At 57.2% G+C, this 20276-nt stretch carries 17 protein-coding genes and 1 pseudogene; 7 read left to right on the forward strand and 11 right to left on the reverse strand.

Going from position 1 to position 20276, the window contains the following annotated elements; translation table 11 throughout:
* Positions 1-75 precede the first annotated feature (75 nt).
* On the forward strand, positions 76-528 hold the full coding sequence (locus tag ABU190_RS24450; RefSeq protein WP_296418800.1) for a hypothetical protein: 453 nt from the start codon (positions 76-78) through the stop codon (positions 526-528).
* A gap of 33 nt (positions 529-561) precedes the next feature.
* On the opposite strand, the gene ABU190_RS24455 is transcribed toward ABU190_RS24450, so the two are convergent.
* Both ABU190_RS24455 and ABU190_RS24460 read right to left on the reverse strand, forming a co-directional pair.
* Positions 562-1836 (reverse strand): MFS transporter, encoded by a 1275-nt coding sequence (locus ABU190_RS24455; RefSeq protein WP_354692595.1) that lies wholly within the window; start codon positions 1834-1836, stop codon positions 562-564.
* Complete coding sequence (locus ABU190_RS24460) at positions 1833-3257, reverse strand: M20 family metallopeptidase (protein ID WP_354692596.1); 1425 nt, start codon at positions 3255-3257, stop codon at positions 1833-1835. The genes ABU190_RS24455 and ABU190_RS24460 overlap by 4 nt, the downstream gene beginning before the upstream one ends.
* A gap of 223 nt (positions 3258-3480) precedes the next feature.
* On the opposite strand from ABU190_RS24460, the gene ABU190_RS24465 reads away from it, so the two are divergent.
* Positions 3481-4410: a LysR family transcriptional regulator gene (locus ABU190_RS24465; RefSeq protein WP_296418820.1), complete on the forward strand. Its 930-nt coding sequence runs from the start codon at positions 3481-3483 to the stop codon at positions 4408-4410.
* Here ABU190_RS24465 and ABU190_RS24470 read toward each other — a convergent pair.
* Positions 4407-5285, reverse strand: a complete 879-nt coding sequence (locus ABU190_RS24470; protein ID WP_354692597.1) for a LysR family transcriptional regulator — start codon at positions 5283-5285, stop codon at positions 4407-4409. The two genes, ABU190_RS24465 and ABU190_RS24470, sit on opposite strands and share 4 nt — an antisense overlap.
* Positions 5286-5392: 107 nt before the next feature.
* Here ABU190_RS24470 and ABU190_RS24475 point away from each other — a divergent pair, with 107 nt between their 5' ends.
* A complete protein-coding gene (locus ABU190_RS24475) occupies positions 5393-6046 on the forward strand; it encodes a DsbA family protein (RefSeq protein WP_354692598.1) in 654 nt (217 codons plus the stop codon).
* A gap of 8 nt (positions 6047-6054) precedes the next feature.
* The gene (locus tag ABU190_RS24480) at positions 6055-6906 is read left to right on the forward strand and encodes a Vmh family MBL fold metallo-hydrolase (protein WP_354692599.1); all 852 of its coding nucleotides are present in this window, start codon (positions 6055-6057) and stop codon (positions 6904-6906) included.
* Positions 6907-7437: 531 nt separating this feature from the next.
* On the opposite strand, the gene mtnA is transcribed toward ABU190_RS24480, so the two are convergent.
* Complete coding sequence (mtnA, locus tag ABU190_RS24485; RefSeq protein ID WP_354692600.1) at positions 7438-8457, reverse strand: S-methyl-5-thioribose-1-phosphate isomerase; 1020 nt, start codon at positions 8455-8457, stop codon at positions 7438-7440.
* 106 nt (positions 8458-8563) lie between these two features.
* Here mtnA and mtnK point away from each other — a divergent pair, with 106 nt between their 5' ends.
* Positions 8564-9763, forward strand: a complete 1200-nt coding sequence (gene mtnK / locus ABU190_RS24490; RefSeq protein ID WP_354692601.1) for an S-methyl-5-thioribose kinase — start codon at positions 8564-8566, stop codon at positions 9761-9763.
* Positions 9764-9858: 95 nt separating this feature from the next.
* On the opposite strand, the gene ABU190_RS24495 is transcribed toward mtnK, so the two are convergent.
* From ABU190_RS24495 to ABU190_RS24510, 4 genes are all read right to left on the reverse strand, one after another.
* Positions 9859-11103, reverse strand: coding sequence for an LVIVD repeat-containing protein (locus ABU190_RS24495; RefSeq protein WP_354692602.1), 1245 nt, complete (start codon positions 11101-11103; stop codon positions 9859-9861).
* A gap of 145 nt (positions 11104-11248) precedes the next feature.
* Positions 11249-12313, reverse strand: coding sequence for a sugar ABC transporter substrate-binding protein (locus tag ABU190_RS24500; protein WP_354692603.1), 1065 nt, complete (start codon positions 12311-12313; stop codon positions 11249-11251).
* Positions 12314-12331: 18 nt separating this feature from the next.
* Positions 12332-13327 carry an ABC transporter permease gene (locus tag ABU190_RS24505; protein WP_079498409.1) on the reverse strand — a complete coding sequence of 332 codons (996 nt, stop codon included), beginning with the start codon at positions 13325-13327 and terminating at the stop codon, positions 12332-12334.
* Positions 13324-14826 carry a sugar ABC transporter ATP-binding protein gene (locus ABU190_RS24510; protein WP_354692604.1) on the reverse strand — a complete coding sequence of 501 codons (1503 nt, stop codon included), beginning with the start codon at positions 14824-14826 and terminating at the stop codon, positions 13324-13326. Before ABU190_RS24510 ends, ABU190_RS24505 begins: the two co-directional genes overlap by 4 nt.
* A gap of 160 nt (positions 14827-14986) precedes the next feature.
* On the opposite strand from ABU190_RS24510, the gene ABU190_RS24515 reads away from it, so the two are divergent.
* Entirely contained in the window at positions 14987-16075 is a 1089-nt protein-coding gene (locus ABU190_RS24515) for an oxidoreductase (RefSeq protein ID WP_354692605.1), read from the forward strand.
* A gap of 1 nt (position 16076) precedes the next feature.
* Here the strand turns inward: ABU190_RS24515 and ABU190_RS24520 are convergent, their stop codons facing one another.
* Complete coding sequence (locus ABU190_RS24520; protein ID WP_052249346.1) at positions 16077-16664, reverse strand: TetR/AcrR family transcriptional regulator; 588 nt, start codon at positions 16662-16664, stop codon at positions 16077-16079.
* 113 nt (positions 16665-16777) lie between these two features.
* Between ABU190_RS24520 and ABU190_RS24525 the strand changes: the two are divergent.
* A pseudogene (locus tag ABU190_RS24525) lies at positions 16778-17521 on the forward strand (3-oxoacyl-ACP reductase family protein).
* 104 nt (positions 17522-17625) lie between these two features.
* Here the strand turns inward: ABU190_RS24525 and ABU190_RS24530 are convergent.
* Entirely contained in the window at positions 17626-17823 is a 198-nt protein-coding gene (locus tag ABU190_RS24530; protein WP_041852181.1) for a YbdD/YjiX family protein, read from the reverse strand.
* Positions 17824-17924: 101 nt separating this feature from the next.
* Positions 17925-20030: a pyruvate/proton symporter CstA gene (cstA, locus tag ABU190_RS24535; RefSeq protein ID WP_354692606.1), complete on the reverse strand. Its 2106-nt coding sequence runs from the start codon at positions 20028-20030 to the stop codon at positions 17925-17927.
* Positions 20031-20276: the final 246 nt, after the last annotated feature.

Raw genomic sequence — 20276 nt, forward strand, 5'->3', positions numbered from 1 at the left:
AGCTTGCTGCTGGTCATGCCACGGCCCGACACCGTAGGATTCCGCTCCTGACCTTACGGCCTCGAGAATGGATGCGTGAAATATCCCCTGTTTTTATTATTACTGACCTTACCGGCACTGGCGGCACGTGCGGATGACGCCGTCAAACTTAACTGCCCGCCCCGTGGGGCCATCACCGTCTCCTTTTTTGATTACTATCTCATCACCATGAAATGGGGCGATCACTTCCAGGTCGCCTCAGGCAAATTGCAAAGCCACACCAAAGCCGGAGTGCCCTTCTGGACCACCACCTTTGGCAATGGCGACGATCTGGCCTATTTCCCCAACTCCCATCAGTACTATCTGTTTTATGCGGGTTCGCGCGATCCTGTGCGATGTTCGGAACAGGAAAGCTACGTCTATCCGGTCATCACTCCGCCGCGTTATGAAAACAATATCGTTAGCAGCAAAAAAAGTGCGCCGCAGACGCCAAACAGTGAAATTGATAATTCTCAGGTGATTTTGCCGGGATCTGGCGCACAGGGATAACCCCTCTCCGGACAGAGAGGGGCAGCTTGCTGATTAACGGAGTTGTTTTTGCGTATGCCACAGCGCGGCAACGCTCAGGAACACGGTAACCATCAGGTAGAAGCCCGGTGCGAAGTGGCTGCCGGTTGCGCTGATAAGCAACGTACAGATAAATGGCGCAAACCCACCGAATACCGTGACGGCGATGTTGTAACTGATGGACATCCCACTGGCCCGGGTCGATACCGGGAAAATATCCGCCATCACCGACGGAATGGTCGAGAAGTAGATGGATTTCAACAACGCCATCCATCCCACCAGCAGTGAAAGCGACAGGGGCGTGACGTTCAGGCTGGTCAGCCAGAACGCGGACAGCAACGTAAACGCCAGCAGGCCCAACGCGGTCCACAACAGACGTTCACGCCCGACACGCTCCGCCAGCAGGCCACCTATTGGCGTCACCACGGTAAGGATCACCCCGGCCAGCAACGTCGCGCTGTAGGCGGATGACGCGGGCAGGCCAAGACTTTTGGTCGCCCAGGTCGGCACATAATTGAGCATGTAGTTAATTGCCGTGGAGACCACCATCAGACCAATCGCCAGCGCCAACAGGCGTTTTTGCGAACCCAACAGTTGCTTCACCGGATGACGCGGCTTCTCGATCTCAACATACGCCTCAGGCTCGTGCACATGGCGACGGATCCACAGCCCAACCGGGCCAATCAGCAAACCAAAGGCGAACGGCACGCGCCATCCCCAGTCCAGCAACTGCTCCGGCGTCAGCCAGTGTGCCAGTCCCAGACCAAAGGCGGATGCCATCAGTGTACTGGCTCCCTGAGTAGCGAACTGCCAACTGGCGATAAAGGTTTTACGCTCCGGGAAGTGCTCCACCAGAAACGCCGTCGAACTACCAAACTCACCACCTGCGGAGAAGCCCTGAATCAGGCGCGCCAGCAAAATTAGCAGCGGCGCGGCCAAACCGAGGGTGGCATAACCGGGCATAAAGGTGATCATCGCCCCGCCCAGCATCATCAGGTTGATAGAGAGCAGTAGCGAGGCCTTACGACCGTGTTTATCGGCATAAGCGCCAAGCACCACCGCCCCCAGCGGGCGAATCAAAAAAGCGATACCAAAGCTACCGAAAGCGAGCAGCAGCGAGACCGTTGGATTAGTCGTTGGGAAAAAGACCTGAGCGATATAGCTGGCAAAGAAGCCGTACACCGCAATATCAAACCACTCCAGGGCATTACCAATACAGGTGGCAAAAAGCGTTTTCGCCAGGTTCGGGCGCACGCTGCCCTGCTCTGTCTCACGGGCGAGAATTGTCATTTTGCACCTCCATTCTGATGCGCCTGATGGCTGGCAAGCAGTGCCGCCCCCCGCTCGCCCAAATCCCAGAACAGGCGGGTCATGATCGCCAGCCCCTCGCGGGCAATGGCAATCGGCAGGTGCTCGTCCGGCGCATGCTGGCCACAGGCCGGGTACGAATGCGGCACCCACAGCGTTGGCAGGCCCAAAATCCCGGCAAACACATCATTAGGCAGCGAGCCGCCGAGGTTTGGCAACAGGGCCGGTTTCTTGCCGGTCGTCTCCGCCATCGCCTCAAGCGTCCAGTTCACCAGCGGATCGGTCGGGTCAAAGCGTGTTGCAGGGGTGCCGCGCACTTCGCTGATAGTCACCATGGAAAAGCCGTGCGCGTCCAGATGCGCACGAACCGCCTGCTCCAGATGTTCCCAGTCGGTACCCACCACGAAGCGCAACTGGCAGACCGCAGTCGCCTGCCCCGGGATCGCGTTCATGGGCTGAGCCGGATTCCCTGTCAGGAAAGAGAGCACTTCCAGGGTATTCCAGCCAAACAGTTTTTCTGCCGCCGACAATCCGGGCTCGCCCCAGTTCGGGTCGGTGATGGGATCGTTTTCGCCACGTGCCGGGGTGATATCCGCCAGGATGGCTTTCAGTTCAGGCGTTAAGGCCGGCGGTTTCAGCGCCGCAATCTGGATTTCGCCTTTACCATCCACCAGGCTCGCGATGGCGTTTGCCAGTTGCGTACCGGGGTTGCTCAGTAGCCCGCCCCAGTTGCCAGAGTGATAATCTTTGGCGCGCGCATTAATGGTCAGACGAAAGTTGGAACAGCCACGCGAACCGAGGAATAACGTCGGGCGCTCAGCACTCAGGCGCGGTCCATCAGAGGCGATAAACAGGTCTGCATTGATGCGTGTTTTAAGTTGTTCGCAGACGGCGGCCAGCCCCGGCGAACTCACCTCTTCGCCCATTTCGCACAGCCAGACGCAGTTAAACCCCAGCCGACCGTTACGCGCGTGATAAACCTGCTCCAGTGCGGCGAGGTTAACCGAATGTTGACCCTTGTTGTCAGCCGTACCGCGTCCGTACCAGTTGCCATCACGCTCGACCAGCGTCCACGGCGAAAGCCCTTCGGCCCAGCGCGCATCGTCACCGAAGACCACATCGCCATGTCCGTAGCACATCACGGTGGGCAGCATCGGGTCTTCTTCGCGGCTGGCGAGTAAAAATGGTCGGGCGGCATTGACCGGGTTAGCAATCACCTCAGTCGTAAAACCCAATTCCTGAAAAGCGGGAATGAATACGTCGTTGTAATAGCGTGTGAGCGCGTCATCTCTGTCATTACGCTGGCTTTCGCTGGGGATTGCCACCCGGCTGGCAAGGATGCTTTTAAAATGGCCGCTGTCGAACCACGCCAGCGCCTGGTCGACGATCTGTTGTGTTGTCATGTTGTTTGCCCTGTCTGTCCCCGTCAAATGTCGAGCTGCAGTTGCGTGGCTGCAACGCGAATTTTTCAGGGTTCATTTGCTGCCGATGGCGCAATGAGATGTTGTTGTCTTTTTGTTCTAAACCAGAACAGAGCCTTGCCACAATAATAATAATTGTAATTTGGCGTTGCTTTTTTGATAAGGGTACACTGCACAATCTCAGGGCATCGCAGAGGATTCATCTATGTTGAGCAATGAACTACGCTACTTTTTTGCGGTGGCCACCACCGGCTCTCTCAGCACCGCCAGCGAACAGCTTTACGTGGCGGGTTCCGCCATCAGCCGACAAATCCACAAGCTGGAGACCCGGCTGGGCGTCACGCTCTTTGAACGGCATTCGCGCGGTATGGTTTTAACCGATGCCGGGCAGATTCTGGCTAACCATGTGCGCAAAAACATGCGCGATATGGAATTTGCGATGGCCGAAATTCAGGGGCTGAAAGCGGTGCGCAAAGCCCTGGTACGTATTGCCTGTACCGAGGGCATGGCGTTTGACCTGTTGCCGGGGGTACTGGCGCGTTTTCGTCAGCAACATCCTGCGGTGAGTTTTGATTTGCAGGTCGGCACGGCGATGCAGGTGGCGGAGTGGATCCGGCGCAATGATTGTGATGTCGCGTTTCAGTTCAGCCTCGCGCCTGAACGGGACGTGGAAATTATTGCCGCCTGGCCCGCGCCGGTACTGTTGCTGTTGGCGGATGAGCATCCATTGGTGTCGCAGCCGGGTGTGGCGATGGAAGATTTGCACCACTATCCGCTGGTTCTCCCGGAGGCTGGCACCACGCTGCGCCAGCTTTTTGATCTCTCCTGTCGAATGGCGGGCACCTTTCTGGAACCGGCGTTCAGCAGCAATAATTTTGCCGCCCTGTACGGTTTTACCCGTCATACACCCGATGCCCTGACCGTGTGCAGCCATTTCAGCGTATTGTGGCGGGCAAAGCAGGATGGCATGACGCTTAAAACGATCAATAACTCGTCGCTAAGCCAGCGCACTTTGCAGATTCAGGTGCCGGGAAGCAAACACCGACCGACTGCGGTCAATGCTTTCCTCGAACTCACCGCCCGGGAGCTGGACAGAGAACATAAGCAGTGGATGGCGGAACTGAGCCAGGCTTAAGCGGCGAGATGCTGCTTAATCGCATCGAGAAACAGGCCGAGCGCCGCATGCTGATGATCGCGGGATTGATATAACCCATAAATGCCCAGCGGCTGCGGCTCCAGTTGCGGCAGTACGCTGACCAGTTGTCCGCTCTGAAGCCCGACGCGCGCCTCAATTTCCGGCACCAGCGCCAGCCCTACATCCGCCATCGCCATATCGCACAGCAAAGACGATATCCCGGCGCTGAAATTACCATTAACCGCAACGGCAACAGTACCCTTTTCCGGATCGCGAAACGTCCATGATTGTCCTGAAAAGCGGCTGTAATGCAGACAATTATGCTGAGTGAGATCGTCAAGGGTTTCAGGCTGCCCGGCTCTCGCAAGGTAGGCCGGGGAGGCACACAATACCGAACGGCATTCCCCCAGCGCGCGGGCAATCACCCCAGGTTCGGGGGAATTGGTTATCCGTATCGCAAGGTCGATGCGCTCACCCACCAGGCTGACCGGCTGATTATTGATATCCACTTCAATGCGCAGCGCCGGGTAGCGCGCCAGAAACGCCGGGATCACCGGCCCCAGCAGGTGGGTCGCCGTAAAGTGGGCGCAGGCAATACGCAGCGTGCCCGAAGGTGTCAGGCGCGTGGCGTCACCTTCAATGTCTTGCGACAGAGAAGCCAGTTGCCGCGTTTTCTCAAGGATTTTCTCACCGGCGGGGGTTAAGGTTAGCCGCCGCGTCGAGCGATGAATCAAGCGCGCCCCGGCCCATTTTTCCATTTCATCCAGATAGCGGCTGACCATCGGGCGTGAAATACCCAGCGAACGTGCCGCCGCGCTCAGGCTGCCCAGTTCGCAAATCCGGTTGTAGGTCATTGCCGCCATGATCCTGTCCATTGCCACTCCATTTGATCGTTTTACGAAACACAGCATGAATTGTTTCAGGAATAGTAGCAGAAGCTGCAATCCGTAGAATGGTGATCACTGACTTTCTGGAGAACTGCATGATGGGATTTCAACCCGGCCTTTACTGGATAATCGATCCGCTTTGCGGCTGGAGCTATGGCGCATTGCCCTTGCTCAACCGTGTGGCACAGGATTTTACGCAACAGCATATTTTACCGGGGGGATTATTCATCGGCACCCGGCGCAGAAAGCTCGACGCCGGGTGGCTCTCGCATGTTCATGAACATGATGCGCGTATCGCTGCTTTAACCGGCATGACTTTCGGCAGCGATTACCGCACGCAGTTGCTGGCGAACAGTGAGATGGTGCTGGATTCCCTCCCCGCCAGCCGTGGGCTTCTGGCTGCACAACGCTTTGCGACTCCCGGTAGCGACATCCAGTTTCTGAATACTGTACAGCGCGCCTGGTACGAACAGGGGCAGGACATTACCCGCGCCGATGTGGTCAATGAAGTACTGAGTCAATCCGTTGGGGCAGACATCATGCTGGGGCAAATTCCGGAAAATGAAGCGCTGGATGCCATTCAACATGGACGAATGCTGATGGCACAAACGGGCGGCCAGGGCTTCCCCACCGCGGTATTCATCAATAAAGACGGGCAGTACACGCTCTTACCTGTCTCGCGTTATTACGGGCAACCAGAGGCATTTTTCACACTGGTTAATCCCCTTCTCTCTTCACTCAGCCATTAAGGAATGTCATGAACGCAAAATCCGCCACCCTGTTACTGTCGCTGGCCGCCGCACCGGTATTTGCCGCACCACTGCAACTGGATGTGTATAACCCGCAGGAGAAAGGCATTTTCCCGGTCTCTTCAACGCTGGTCTCCGGGCCAAAAGAAGCCGTGCTGTTTGATGCGCAGTTCAGCGTTAAAGATGGCGAGGAACTGGTGAAGCTCATCAAAACGCGTGGCAAAACGCTAAAAGAGATTGTGATCACCTCTGGCGACCCGGATTTTTATTTTGGTCTCGAACCGCTGGTAAAAGCCTTCCCACAGGCAAAAGTGGTGGCGTCCAAAGCGGTAGTTGACCATATCAAGGCAACGAAAGAGGCCAAACTGGCTTTCTGGGGGCCACAGATGAAAGATGGCGCGCCAACGACACTTATCGTTCCGCAGGCAACCACCGCCACGCGTTTTACCGTCGACGGGGAAGCGCTGGAGCTGAAATACGTAGGTGATTATGCCGCCTATGTCTGGATCCCGGCGAACAAGGCCATTTTAGGCGGCACCGGTATTGCGTCAGGAATTCATGTCTGGACGGCAGATACCCAGACCCCGGCCATTCGCCAGGGATGGATGAACGTATTACGCGAAATGCAGGCACTGAAACCCCGACAGGTTATTCCGGGTCACTACCTGGGCGAACGCCCGGCAGGCGATGGAGCGATTACTTTTACCCATGATTATTTGAAAACATTCGAACAGACACTGAACCATCAGAAGGGCTCAGCGGCCGTGATCGAGGCGATGAAAGCAGCGTATCCAGGGCTTGCGGATGAGAGCTCGCTGGAGTTGAGCGCGAAGGTGAACACCGGCGAGATGAAGTGGTAACAACAAACACCCCGGCTGGCGCTGCGCTTAGCCGGGCTATGTTTTCGGACGGTAGCTACTGTGAACGTCTTCAACCTTGTTAGCCATGGCTGACTCGTTTTCCCGTATGACAACCACAGCGTCATCTTTGTGCCCCCCTGGCGCAGAGCGTGCAGCGAGGGGGTTGAGTCCCCGCTGAAATCGGTGAGACGAAGACCCGATGACAAGGGCAGACCGCCAGGGATGGCGGACTGAGGTTTGTCGAGACAGGCCGTCGAGTCAAACCGACCGCAGGCAGCGGGGCGGGAGGCGAACGCAGTGCGAAGCACCGATTTTTTGCGGGGCCGCGGGGATTGTAAAGGGGAACGCGGTGTTCCCCTTTACCCGTTCACGTGTCCGAAGGTGACATTTCGCCATGAACATACGGTGAACGGAACCCGCCTCCCGAGCCGCATTTTCCCCCTCACCCCACAGGGAGAGGGTCAATTCGTATTCCGGATCAGGCACTTATGCCGCCATCCGGGAGAAAACAGATGAGAGCCAAAGACCGACTCAGCGGGCAAAAAACCCGCCACTCACCTGCTCCGGTATGACCACGCCGCTGTCGAGCACCCAGCCGCTGATAAGTGCGGCGGGCGTGACGTCAAAAGCCGGGTTATAGACCTGGGCATTTTCCGGCGCCCACTGCACGGCGCCAAAGCTCCCGGCAACGCCCGTCACTTCACTCGCGGCGCGCTGCTCGATAGGAATCGCCTCGCCGTTCGGGCAGTTCGGATCCAGCGTGGTTTGCGGTGCCGCAACATAAAACGGAATGCCGTGGAATTTTGCCAGTACCGCCAGCGAGTAAGTGCCGATTTTATTCGCCACATCGCCGTTAGCGGCAATCCTGTCTGCCCCCACCCAAATCGCATCCACCTGCCCTTTGGCCATCAGGCTGGCGGCCATCGAGTCGGTAATTAACTGATAGGGCACCCCGAGTTCGCCTAACTCCCACGCCGTTAAACGCCCGCCCTGCAACAACGGACGCGTCTCATCCACCCAGACATTCGCCACCTTGCCCTGCTGATGGGCCAGCGCAATAACACCCAGCGCCGTACCGACGCCAGCGGTCGCCAGCCCCCCGGTGTTGCAATGCGTTAACAAGCGGCTGCCCGGTTTGACCAGCCTGCTGCCCGCCTGCGCGATGCTGTCGCACAAGGCTTTATCTTCTGCAATCAAGCGCAGCGCCTCTGCCACCAGCGCCGGAACGAAATCTTCGCGTGTCAGCGCCTGTTTCATTCGGTCGAGATTATTCATCAGGTTAACCGCCGTCGGGCGCGAGGCACGCAGGGTCTCCAGCGACTGGGCCAGCACGTCACGGTTCGCCCCCTTTTCCGCCAATAGCGCCAACAGCAGACTGGCGGAGAGGCCAATCAACGGCGCGCCGCGCACGCGTAACGCATGAATATGTTCCACCAGCAAAGCCACCGAATCCGCTGGCAGCCAGCGTTTTTCCTGCGGCAGCGCCTGCTGGTCAAGAATAAAGAGTTGATTATCAACAACCCGCAGGCTGGTGGTCTGTAATGTCTGCATAGCGTTAAATCCCTGTTGCGTTGTTGTATCGTATTGTGTCAGGATGAAATCCAGATGTATAGACGTCTGAATGGCTTTATTAGCATAAGAACATGAGGAACTGGCAATGTCGCAATACCGTACCTTCAACGCCCAGGATGCTGTGGCGTATGCACAACAATTTGGTGGTCTGGACACGCCGTCCGAACTGGTTGAAGCGCAGGAGGTCGGCGACGGTAACCTGAACCTGGTGTTTAAGATTTTTGATAGTCAGGGCGTAAGCCGCATTATCGTCAAACAGGCGCTGCCCTATGTGCGCTGCGTTGGGGAGTCCTGGCCGCTAACCCTTGATCGCGCACGTCTGGAAGCGCAAACGCTGGTCGAGCACTATAAACACGCCCCGCAGCACACGGTCAATATTCTGCATTACGACCCGGAACTGGCGGTGATGGTCATGGAAGATCTCTCTGACCATCGCATCTGGCGCAGCGAGCTGATTAAAAACGTTTACTACCCGCAGGCCGCACGCCAGTTAGGTGAATATCTGGCGCAAACGCTGTTCCATACCAGCGATTTTTACCTGCATCCGCATGTGAAAAAAGCCCAGGTCGCGCAGTTTATTAACCCGGAAATGTGCGAGATCACCGAAGACCTGTTCTTTAACGATCCCTATCAGGCCCATGAACGTAATAACTACCCGGCAGCCCTGGAGGCCGACGTCGATGCCCTGCGCCAGGACACACAGCTTAAGCTGGCGGTCGCCTCCCTCAAGCACAGCTTCTTCTCGCATGCTGAAGCGTTGTTGCACGGTGATATCCATAGCGGTTCGATTTTTGTTGCCAACGGCAGCCTGAAAGCGATTGACGCCGAGTTCGGCTATTTTGGTCCAATCGGCTTTGATATCGGTACGGCAATCGGGAATTTGCTGCTTAACTACTGCGGCCTGCCGGGCCATCTGGGCATTCGGGATGCGGCAGCGGCGCGTGAGCAGCGTCTGATAGATATTCAGGAACTCTGGTCAACCTTCGCCGAGCGTTTCCAGGCGCTGGCACGCGAGAAAACACAAGATGCCGCCCTGAGCGTACCGGGCTATGCGTCTGAGTTTCTCAAAAAAGTGTGGACGGACGCGGTCGGCTTCTGCGGTACCGAGCTGATTCGCCGCAGCGTGGGCCTCTCGCATGTCGCGGATATCGACACCATCGCCGATGAAGAGATGCGCCACGAATGCCTGCGCCATGCTATTGCGCTCGGCAAGGTGCTGATTGTGATCGCCCCGCGCATTGACAGCGTGGATGAACTGATTGCCCGGGTGCGTCAGTATAGTTGAGTGCGCGCTGGTGCCCTCACCCCGACCCTCTCCCACAGGGAGAGGGAGAAAAGTGGGTGCAGATCGATCCCCTCTCCCTCAGGGAGAGGGTTGTGTCACCCCAGGTACTCAATCACCGACAAACCGCCGTTGTAATCCGTGCTGTAAATCACCCCCTGCGCATCCACAAACACATCACAGGACTGAATCACCTGCGGGCGGCCCGGACGCGTATCCATCATTTTCGCCGGAGCGGCAGGCACCAGCGCCCCGGTTTCCACCGGACGATAGGGATTGGAAATATCATAGGCACGCACACCGGCGTTCTGATAAGTGGCAAAAATCAGCGTCGAACTGATAAAGCTCCCCGGACGGTTTTCGTGCAGGTTATGCGGCCCGAAATGCGCCCCTTTCGCCACATAGTCAATCTCATCCGGCTGCGGGAAAGTGGAGATACTGACCGGGTTTGACGGTTCGCGAATATCAAACAGCCAAATCAGCTTCTCACCGTCTTCCTGGTTATCCAGCACCGCTTCATCGAGCACCACCAGCAGATCACGATCCGGCAACGGCAGCGCGGTATGGGTGCCACCGCCAAACGGTGGGCTCCAGTTGCGGTGACTAATGAGCGTCGGTTGAGTGCGGTCTTTCACATCCAACAGCGTCAGGCCGCCGTCGCGCCAGCTCCCGTAGGCGGTATCGCCCGCGATAATCGCATGGTGCAGCGCATAGCGTTTCCCCGCCTCCCAGTCCGGCGTTTCGCCAGCCGCCTGGTTCATCCCCGGTAGCCACCAGCGCCCCGCCACTTCCGGTTTGCGCGGATCGGCCAGGTCGATAGTCAGGAAAATATAATCGGTAAAGCCATCAATCAACGCAGAAACATAGGCCCAGCGTCCGCCTACGTACCAGATGCGGTGAATACCGATGCCGCTAAGTGACAGAAAGCTGATTTCACGCGGTTTATCCGGCGTGGAGATATCAAAAATGCGCAGCCCGGCGCTCCAGCCTTTGTCCTGTACGTCACTGACCGTCTCACCCACCGAGCGAGTGTAATAGACTTTTTCATCGGCAAAGCGGGCGTCAGCAAAGAGGTCGCGGGCGTTGATCACCAGCAGAAGATCGTCATGCGCCTGCAAGTGCACGTTCCAGGTACCGGGAGGGGCCGGAACATAGCCAGCAGGGCTGGGATTTTTGGGGTCGCGCACGTCGACGATGGAGAAGCCCTGAGAGACCATGTGGCCGATGTAGGCATAGCCGCGATGCACCATCAGTTGTACGCCGTCCGGGCGTCCACCCTGGTCGCTATGACCAATCAGCCGCATATTACGGCTGTATTCCGGGCGTGGGAGTTCAGTTGCCATTGTTGTTCCTTTTAAGCCGGGGTGCGGCCTGTTGCCCTCACCCCAACCCTCTCCCACGGGAGAGGGAGAAAAGCAAACCGCCTTCCCCCTGAGTACTGGGAGAAGAGCAGGCCGCCCTCCCGGTGAGGGAGGGGGAAAGCATCCGTTACTTCGCTTTTGCTTCCAGGGTAGCGAACCACGGCGCGATAAAGTCTTCGGTCTGGCCCCAGCCTGGGATGATTTTCGCCAGTGATGCCACGTTCACCGCCCCCGACTGCGCCGCCAGCAGCGCCTGTGGAATGGCGGCGGCTTTAAAGTCGTAGGTCGCAGGGGTCTGTTCGCCGGCAATCTTGTTGGCAACCAGACGCACGTTAGTGGCACCAATCAGCTTCGGATCCACCGCCACGCTCACTTTCCACGGGCTGTTGGACTCGCGCATCAGTTGCAGATCCTGGTTCGACACGTCGATACTGTAGAGCTTGATCTCGGTGCGGCCGTTCTCTTTCAGCGCCTTGTAAGCTCCCTGGCTAAAGGCATCCCAGGTACCCCAGATAGCATCAATCTGCCCTTTCGGGTATTTCGCCAGCACCGCGCCCACTTTGTTGGCGGTGTCGCCCTGTACGTCGGAAGAGACCGCGCCAATAGATTCCAGCTCTTTAATGCCCGGATACTCTTTCAGTAGCTCAGCATAAGCCGCCTGGCGACGCTCCATTGGCGGGAAACCGGCGACCCACAGCTTGATGATGTTGGCTTTGCCGTTGAAATCTTTAGCCAGCGCGCCAAAGGAAAGTTTGGTCAGGGAGGCATCGTCCTGCTGGGTAACGGTCACGCCAGGGATTTCACCGTTCACTGCGGTATCGAACACCGAGACTTTGATCCCGGCATCGACCGCTTTTTTAATCAGCGCAGTGGAGTACGGATCACGGCCCTGCGAGAGGATGATGCCATCATATTTCTGGGTGATGGCCTGGTTCACAAAGTCCTGGAACTTAGCGTCATCGCCGTTGCTCAGGAAGGTGCTGATTTTAAACCCGAGTTTTTTGCCTTCCTGCAACGCGCCGGACACAAACTGGGTGGTGTTGTCATCGGAACCGAGGTTACGGATGAGCGCGATGCGAATCGGGCCGCTATGGTTAGCAATGGCGTCCGGAACCGGGGCAGGCGTCGCCGCATAACCCGGCAGCGCGCTCAGTAATCCCAGCGTCAGTAAAGAGAGTGCTATCTTTTTCATCTGTTATCCCCTGAATAATTAACGACGCTGGAAGTAAGTCAATGCAAGGGCACCGGCCAGCACCAGTCCCTTAATAATGTCCATGGCGTAATACGGAACGGAGAGCATCACCAGTCCGTTAGAGAGCACGCCGAGAATCACTGCCCCCACCAGCGTGCCGAGCGCATTCGGCTTGCCGGAACCGGCCAGCGAAAAGCCAATCCACGCCGCCGCAACCGCATCCATCAGGTAGCCGCCACCGGCGTTCACCTGCGAAGAACCAATGCGCGAAGCCAGCAGAATGCCGCCTAAGCCCGCCAGCAGTGAGGCAATCACATAGGCCGCCACTTTGTAACGGGTGGTGCGAATACCGGATAAACGCGCCGCTTCCGGGTTACCGCCAATGGCATACATACGGCGCCCGTGGGTAGTCAGCGACAGGCCAAGCTGCGCCACAATGGTCACCGCCAGCATGATGATGACAATGGTCGGCACCTGGCCGAGCAAACCAAACGCCGCCGGGATCGTTCCTTCTGCCATGTCGCCACTCGGTAGCACCATGTTTTCGGTGATCGAACCGCCATAGCTGTAGGTCATCGCCACGCCCTGAATCACAAACAGGCTGCCGAGCGTCGCCAGCATGTCGGGAATACGCAGCACCACAATTAAAAACGCGTTAAACAGCCCCACCAGCGTACAGAGCGCCAGCGTCACCAGAATGGCTTCGGTGGTACCAAAGCCATGCCAGACGAAGAGTGAAATCACCAGCGCGTTTGCCAGTGAAGCGGTTGAACCGACGGACAGATCGAAACCGCCGATAGTCAGCGAAATGGAGACCCCCACCCCAATTACCGTGACGATGGCGATGGAGCGTAAGATGTTGATGATGTTGAACGGGTCGAGGAAGTTATCCGATGCCAGACCGAAGATGACGACCAGCGCGACCACCGTCAGCAGCATGCCCCATTTATAAAGAAAATCGAAAAACTGCTGACGGGATGACACCGCAGCCTTAACTGAAAGGGCTTTGCTCACGCTGCCGTTCCTCCGGTGGAAAAATAAAGTAAAGTCTCTTCGCGGGCCTCCTCGCCCTTCACTTCTGCGACAATGCGCCCATCCCAGAGCACACATATGCGGTCGCACAGGCCCACCAGTTCGGAAAACTCCCCGGAGGCATAAATCACGCCTTTTCCTTCCCGTGCCAGCCCGTCAATCAACTGGAACAGGTCGGTTTTGGCTTTCACGTCGACCCCTTTGGTCGGTTCGTCAAAAATCACCACGTTGGCGTTGCCGCGCAGCCATTTGCCAATCGCCACTTTTTGCTGGTTACCGCCGGACAGGCGACGCAAGGTCTGCCCAGGCCCGGTGGTGCGCACGCCGACGCGGGCTATCACTTCTTGCGCCCAACGCCAGGACTTACGATGGCCGAACAGGCTCCAGCGGGAAAAAGAGTTGTCCGCGCTCACCGAAAGGTTCATGGCAATAGGTTCTTCAATGAAGATGCCCTCTTTGCGCCGCTCTTCCGGCACCAGCGCCAGACCGCGTAATACGGAATCCGCCGGGTCGCGTGGTCGCCACGGCTGACTGTTAAGCTCGCCGCGCGTGACTTTACTTTTGCTCGCACCAAACAGCGCCTTGCACAGCTCGGTTTTACCCGCACCAGCCAGCCCGGCAATGCCCAGAATCTCCCCTTTGCGCAGGCGCAAAGAGATGTCTTTTAGCAGTTTCTCGTCATGCAGGCCGTCAATACTCAAGAGCACTTCATCGCTGTGCGGCGGGCGCTTAGGCGGGTAGATATCACTCAGTTCATGGCCGAGCATCTTCTCGACGATTTGCTCGCCGCTCAGTTCCGCCATCGGGCCAGACTCAATCAGCTTGCCGTCACGCAGCACGGTCAGGGTGTCGCAAATCGCTTTCAGTTCATGGATGCGGTGGGAGATAAACACCACGCCGATGCCCTGCTGTTGCAGACGTCGCACCACGGTGAACAGGCGCTCGCTCTCGTGTTGATCGAGAGGGGCGGTGGGTTCATCCAGAATCAAAAAGCGGCAATGATGAGACAACGCGCGCGCCAGCAGGATTTGCTGCTTCTCCGCCAGGGTGCAGGTATCGATAGAGCGACGCACATCCAGCGATACATCCAGTTGTGCCAGGGCTTCCTGTGCGAGTTTACGCACTTCGCCCCAGTGCCAGGCGTGCCCCGGTTCCGCCAGTCTGTCGAGCATGATGTTTTCAGCAATCGACAGGCCGGGGATCAGCGCCACGTCCACTTCCTGCTGCACCAGATGAATACCAAGCTGTTTCGCGTCACGCGGGGTGCGAATAGAAACCGGCTGGTTATTGATGGCGATCTCGCCCTCGTAGTGGTCATGCGTGCCACACAGCACCGCCATCAGGGTCGATTTTCCTGCACCGTTCGCGCCCGTGAGTGCATGAACGGAACCGCCGCGCAGGGTGAAATCAACATGCGACAATGCGCTGAACCCGCCAAACGCGAGGCTGATAGTGCGCATTTCGAGGTGGTTAGTGCTCATCCGACGCGAGTTCCTGATAAATAAGTTTATTTGACGAATTTTTCATACGCCGCCTTGACTGGCAACGACAGAAAAGGCATAAGATAAAGCAAAATAATATTAGCCATCCGGATGTCCAGACATAACATCAGGTTAGCGATAGTACACAAGGACACAACAAATGAGCAACACCAATATTCGCGTCGTCACCGGCCCGGCTAACTATTTCTCACACGCGGGAAGTCTCGCGCATCTCCATGATTTTTATACGGCTGAGCAACTTTCCCGTGCGGTGTGGATTTACGGCGAACGCGCCATTGAAGGGGCGCGTCCGTTCCTGCCAGAGGGCTTTAACGCACCGGGCGCGAAGCATCTGTTGTTCAAAGGCCATTGCAGCGAGCATGACGTGGCGGAGCTGGCGCAATTGTCCGGTGACGATCGCGCGGTCGTGATAGGCGTAGGCGGCGGCGCCCTGCTGGATACAGCCAAAGCGGTGGCGCGTCGTTTAGGTTTGCCCGTGGTGGCAATTCCGACCATTGCGGCAACTTGTGCTGCCTGGACGCCGCTCTCCGTCTGGTATAACGACGCCGGTCAGGCGCTACAGTTCGAGATTTTCGATGACGCCAATTTTCTGGTACTGGTCGAACCGCAGATCATTCTTCGTGCCCCTGCGGAATATCTGCTGGCGGGGATCGGCGATACGCTCGCGAAATGGTATGAAGCGGTGGTGCTGGCACCTGCGCCGGAAAAGCTGCCGCTGACGGTACGTCTGGGGATTAATAACGCGCTGGCGATTCGCGATGTGCTACTCGCCAGTAGCGAAGAAGCGCTGGCGGATCAGGCGCGTGGCGACGTGACGCAGGCGTTTCGTGACGTGGTGGATGCGATTATCGCCGGTGGCGGTATGGTGGGCGGTCTCGGCGAGCGCTATACCCGTGTTGCCGCAGCGCACGCCGTTCACAACGGTCTGACAGTATTGCCACAAACAGAGAAATTCCTGCACGGCACCAAAGTAGCCTACGGTATTCTGGTGCAAAGCGCCCTGCTCGGTCAGGATGATGTGCTGGCGCAGCTCGTGAACGCCTATAAGCGTTTTAACCTGCCCACCACGCTGGCGGCCCTGGAGGTGGACATCAACAATCATGACGAGCTGGAGCGGGTGATTGCCCATACCCTGCGCCCGGTCGAATCCATTCACTATCTGCCGGGCGATCTCACTCCCGCCACGCTGCGCGCAGCGTTTGAAAAAGTCGAACATTTTACCCGCTGATTCAGGCAGGCCATAAAGCCATGGCCGAGCGGGCAATGCTCAGTAAGATTTCACGGCTCGCGCCATCGCGGGCCTGAATCGACATCCCCTGCTGAATACTGACATAGAGGCGCGTCAGCGCCTCGACATCCACCGAACCGGGCAAATCACCCTGTTTTTGCGCCTGCTCCAGCCGCGTTTTTAACAGGGAAAAACCCGCAGCTCGCATGCGACGCACCAGGTCGCCCAGCCTGTCATTACCTTCGCTGCCTACCGCCGAGAGTGTGACCATACAACCGTGCGGCATATCGGTCTGCGTCAGCATGTCGGCAGAACGCTCCAGCCACAGCCACACCGCCTGACGCGGCGACGGTTCGCTGGTCATATGCCCCCAGATAACCGGCGCAACGGACTGCTCGTAGTGCAGCAATACCTCTTCATATAAATCCTCTTTACTGCCAAACGCCGCATACAGACTGGGAGATTTAATACCCATCGCCTCATATAAATCGTTCATGGACGTGGCGGTATAGCCCTTCTGCCAGAAGATTTTCATCGCCTGGTTCAGCGCTTCTGTACGGTCAAACTCGCGTGGTCTTCCACGGCTCATGGTGGCCTCCAACATTTTGTGCTGATCGATATATTAATACCATTGACGGCCACAAGGAAGTGCGTTTACTGTAATTATGTATCGATCAACACATAATTAATTCAGGAGTCACCATGTCATCTTCACTTTCCGGTAAACGCGCGCTGGTTACAGGCGCAAGTCGTGGTTTAGGTAAAGCCATCGCCCTGTCATTAGCCCGCGCAGGGGCAGATGTGGCGATAACGTTTGAAAAGTCAGTCGAAAAAGCACAGGCCGTGGCCGATGACATTCGCGCGCTCGGGCGCAACGGGGTCGCCATTCAGGCCGACAGCGCAAGTCCGCAGGCCATTCGTGCAGCGGTCGCTCAGTCGGTTGAGAAACTGGGCGGGTTGGATATTCTGGTGAATAACGCGGGGATAGCGCGCGGCGGGCCGCTGGAAGCGATGTCCGATGAAGATATTGATGCGTTAATCAATGTGAATATTCGCGGCGTGGTCATTGCTACCCAGGCGGCGATTGCTCATCTGCCGGACGGCGGGCGCATTATCAACATCGGCAGTTGCCTCGCCAACCACGTCCCGCTGCAAGGAATTGCCGTTTACTCGATGACCAAATCCGCTCTCAACTCGTTAACCCGTGGGCTGGCGCGCGATCTTGGTCCGCGTGGCATTACCGTCAATCTGGTGCACCCTGGCCCCACTGACAGCGACATGAACCCGGCAGATGGCTAAGGCGCTGAAACCCAGCGTCAGTTGATTGCGCTTGGACATTACGGTAAAGCAGAAGATATCGCCGATGCGGTAACTTTCCTGGCAAGCCCGGCGGCAAAACACATCACCGGAACCGGGATTGATGTGGACGGCGGCCTCAACGCCTGAGGATCAGGCCGACCTCTGCCACCCGGCAGAGGTAACGCAATATCAAAAGCGGCCCGTGAAGAACGGGCCGGTGTTTATGACAGTAAGCAGGAACAGGGGGAGGGTTAACAGCACTTCGCCCCGCCTTTGCCACCGTAACGTGCCTCTTGCCGCTCGCGGAAGAACTCTTCATAGGTCATCGGCGTCTGATCGGGATGGGTGATACGCATATGCTCAACGTAGTTGTCATAGTCCGGGACGCCAATCATCATTTTGGCGGCCTGGCCTAAGTATTTGCCTGCTTTAGATAAAGTGTCAAACATACTGCCTCACGTTTTCCCCTCACCCCGCCCCTCTCCCCTGAGGGGAGAGGGAGGATAAGTGCATCAACCGGTAAGCCTCGCAGCCTCCCGGTAAAGGTTAATCAATGTGCGCTTTTTGCCTGAGTCACAATCTCATCAAGATTTTCCGGCATGGGCTCATACGGACGCTCTTGTGACGTTGGCTTGTCGATTTTCAGCGACGCCAGCGCCGTTTTCACCGAGTAGAACGCCAGCACCACAACCACCACCATAAAGAAAATGGTCAGCCCGGCATCCAGACGGTTGTTAAACACCAACTGGGAAAGCTGTGACTGGGTGTACTGTGCCGGAATAGTACCACTGTCGATCATCGCCTGGAACTTATTAGCAATCGCCAGGAAGCCGACTTTACTGTCCGGGCTGAACGCTTTCTGCCAGCCGGCGGTGAGGGTACAAATCAGCAGCCAGGCCGTGGGCAACAGGGCCACCCATGCGTAACGCTGACGTTTCATCTTGAACAGTACAACCGCGCAGAGCATCAACGCCATGCCCGCCAGCATCTGGTTAGCAATACCGAACAGCGGCCAAAGTGTGTTGATGCCGCCCAACGGATCGACCACCCCCTGATGGAGGAAGTAACCCCAGGCCAGTACGCAGAGCGCGGTTGCAATCAGGTTTGCCGGTAGCGAGTCGGTGCGTTTCAGGTTCGGTGAAATCACCCCCAGCAAGTCCTGTAGCATAAAGCGTGCGGCACGGGTACCGGCATCCACCGCCGTCAGAATAAACAGCGCTTCAAACAGAATCGCGAAGTGATACCAGAACGACACATCCATCATGCCGCCCAGCGCGCCGTGCAGGATATAGGCCATCCCCACCGCCAGCGTTGGCGCACCGCCCGCACGGGAGATAATCGACTGCTCGCCCACCTCCGTGGCAATCTGTTTCAGCGTGTCCGGGGTAATGCTAAAGCCCCAGCCGCTGACCACCTGCGCGGCAGAGGCCACCACATCGGTCGTCCCGGCAGGTGCCAGTACCGCCATCGGGCTGTTCATCGCAAAGTAGACGCCCGGGTCGATGATACAGGCCGACACCAGCGCCATAATGGCCACGAACGACTCCATCAGCATGCCGCCGTAACCGATAAAGCAGGCCTGCCCTTCGTTCGCCAACATTTTCGGCGTGGTGCCAGAGGAGATCAGCGCATGGAAGCCCGACACCGCGCCGCACGCGATGGTGATAAACAGGAACGGGAACAGGTTGCCGGTCCAGACCGGGCCGGTGCCATCAACGAATTTCGTCAGTGCAGGCATGGTCAGGGTCGGGCGCATGATCAGAATACCGATCGCCAGGCCGATGATGGTACCAATTTTCAGGAAGGTAGAAAGGTAATCACGCGGTGCCAGCAGCAGCCAGACCGGCAGTACGGCGGCCACAAAGCCGTAGCCCACCAGCATCCAGGTCAACTGTACCCCGGTGAAATCAAAGAACGGGGCCCAGGTCGGGCTTTCCGCCACCCATCCGCCGGAGATAATCGCGAAAATCAGGAAAAACAGGCCAATGACGGAGACTTCACCAATGCGTCCAGGGCGCAGGTAGCGGATGTAGATCCCCATGAAAATCGCCAGTGGAATGGTAAAGGCAACGGTGTAGGTCCCCCACGGACTGTGGGTCAGTGCTTTCACCACGATCATCGCCAGCACCGCCAGGATGATCACCATGATCATAAAGGTCGCCACCAGTGCGATAACCCCAGCCGTTGGCCCCATCTCCTCTTTGACCAACTCACCCAATGAACGTCCATCACGGCGAGTCGAGACGAACAGCACCATAAAGTCCTGTACCGCCCCGGCAAGCACCACCCCGGCGAGGATCCAGATCATCCCCGGCAGATAGCCCATCTGGGCTGCCAGCACCGGCCCCACCAGCGGCCCTGCCCCGGCGATTGCCGCAAAGTGATGACCAAACAGCACTTTTTTATCCGTCGGGACATAATCGAGCCCGTCGTTGTATTTCACGGCGGGCGTTATGCGACCCGGATCGACGGCCAGCACGTTTTTGGCGATATATAAACCATAAAAACGATAGGCAATCAGATAGATACAAACTGCGGCAACGACTATCCACAAGGCGTTGATCTGCTCACCGCGATTAAGCGCGATGTAGCCAAGAGCAAACGCTCCAACAACGGAGAGCAATGCCCAAATAAGGTATTTCCCTGAGTTATTCATAGCGATTATCCGTGTGCGTAAAAGGAGATGTTACATTTTGTTTCTAGAACACTTTGCGTGTTTTAACAACATTGAAACATTGGAATTTCGCTATCAATCCGGGCATTTACTTCAGTGTGCTACAGGGATCACTTATAGGGCGTATTTGAATGAGTATGGGGGGAGAAGAATGAGAGGAGGAAGCGGGTTTGGATTTGGGAGAAGGGTGCGGCCTGTTCCCCTCACCCCGGCCCTCTCCCCAAAGGG

Origin of the sequence: Phytobacter sp. RSE-02 (assembly GCF_040578655.1) — a bacterium.
In the GTDB taxonomy this organism is placed as follows: Bacteria; Pseudomonadota; Gammaproteobacteria; order Enterobacterales; family Enterobacteriaceae; genus Phytobacter; species Phytobacter diazotrophicus.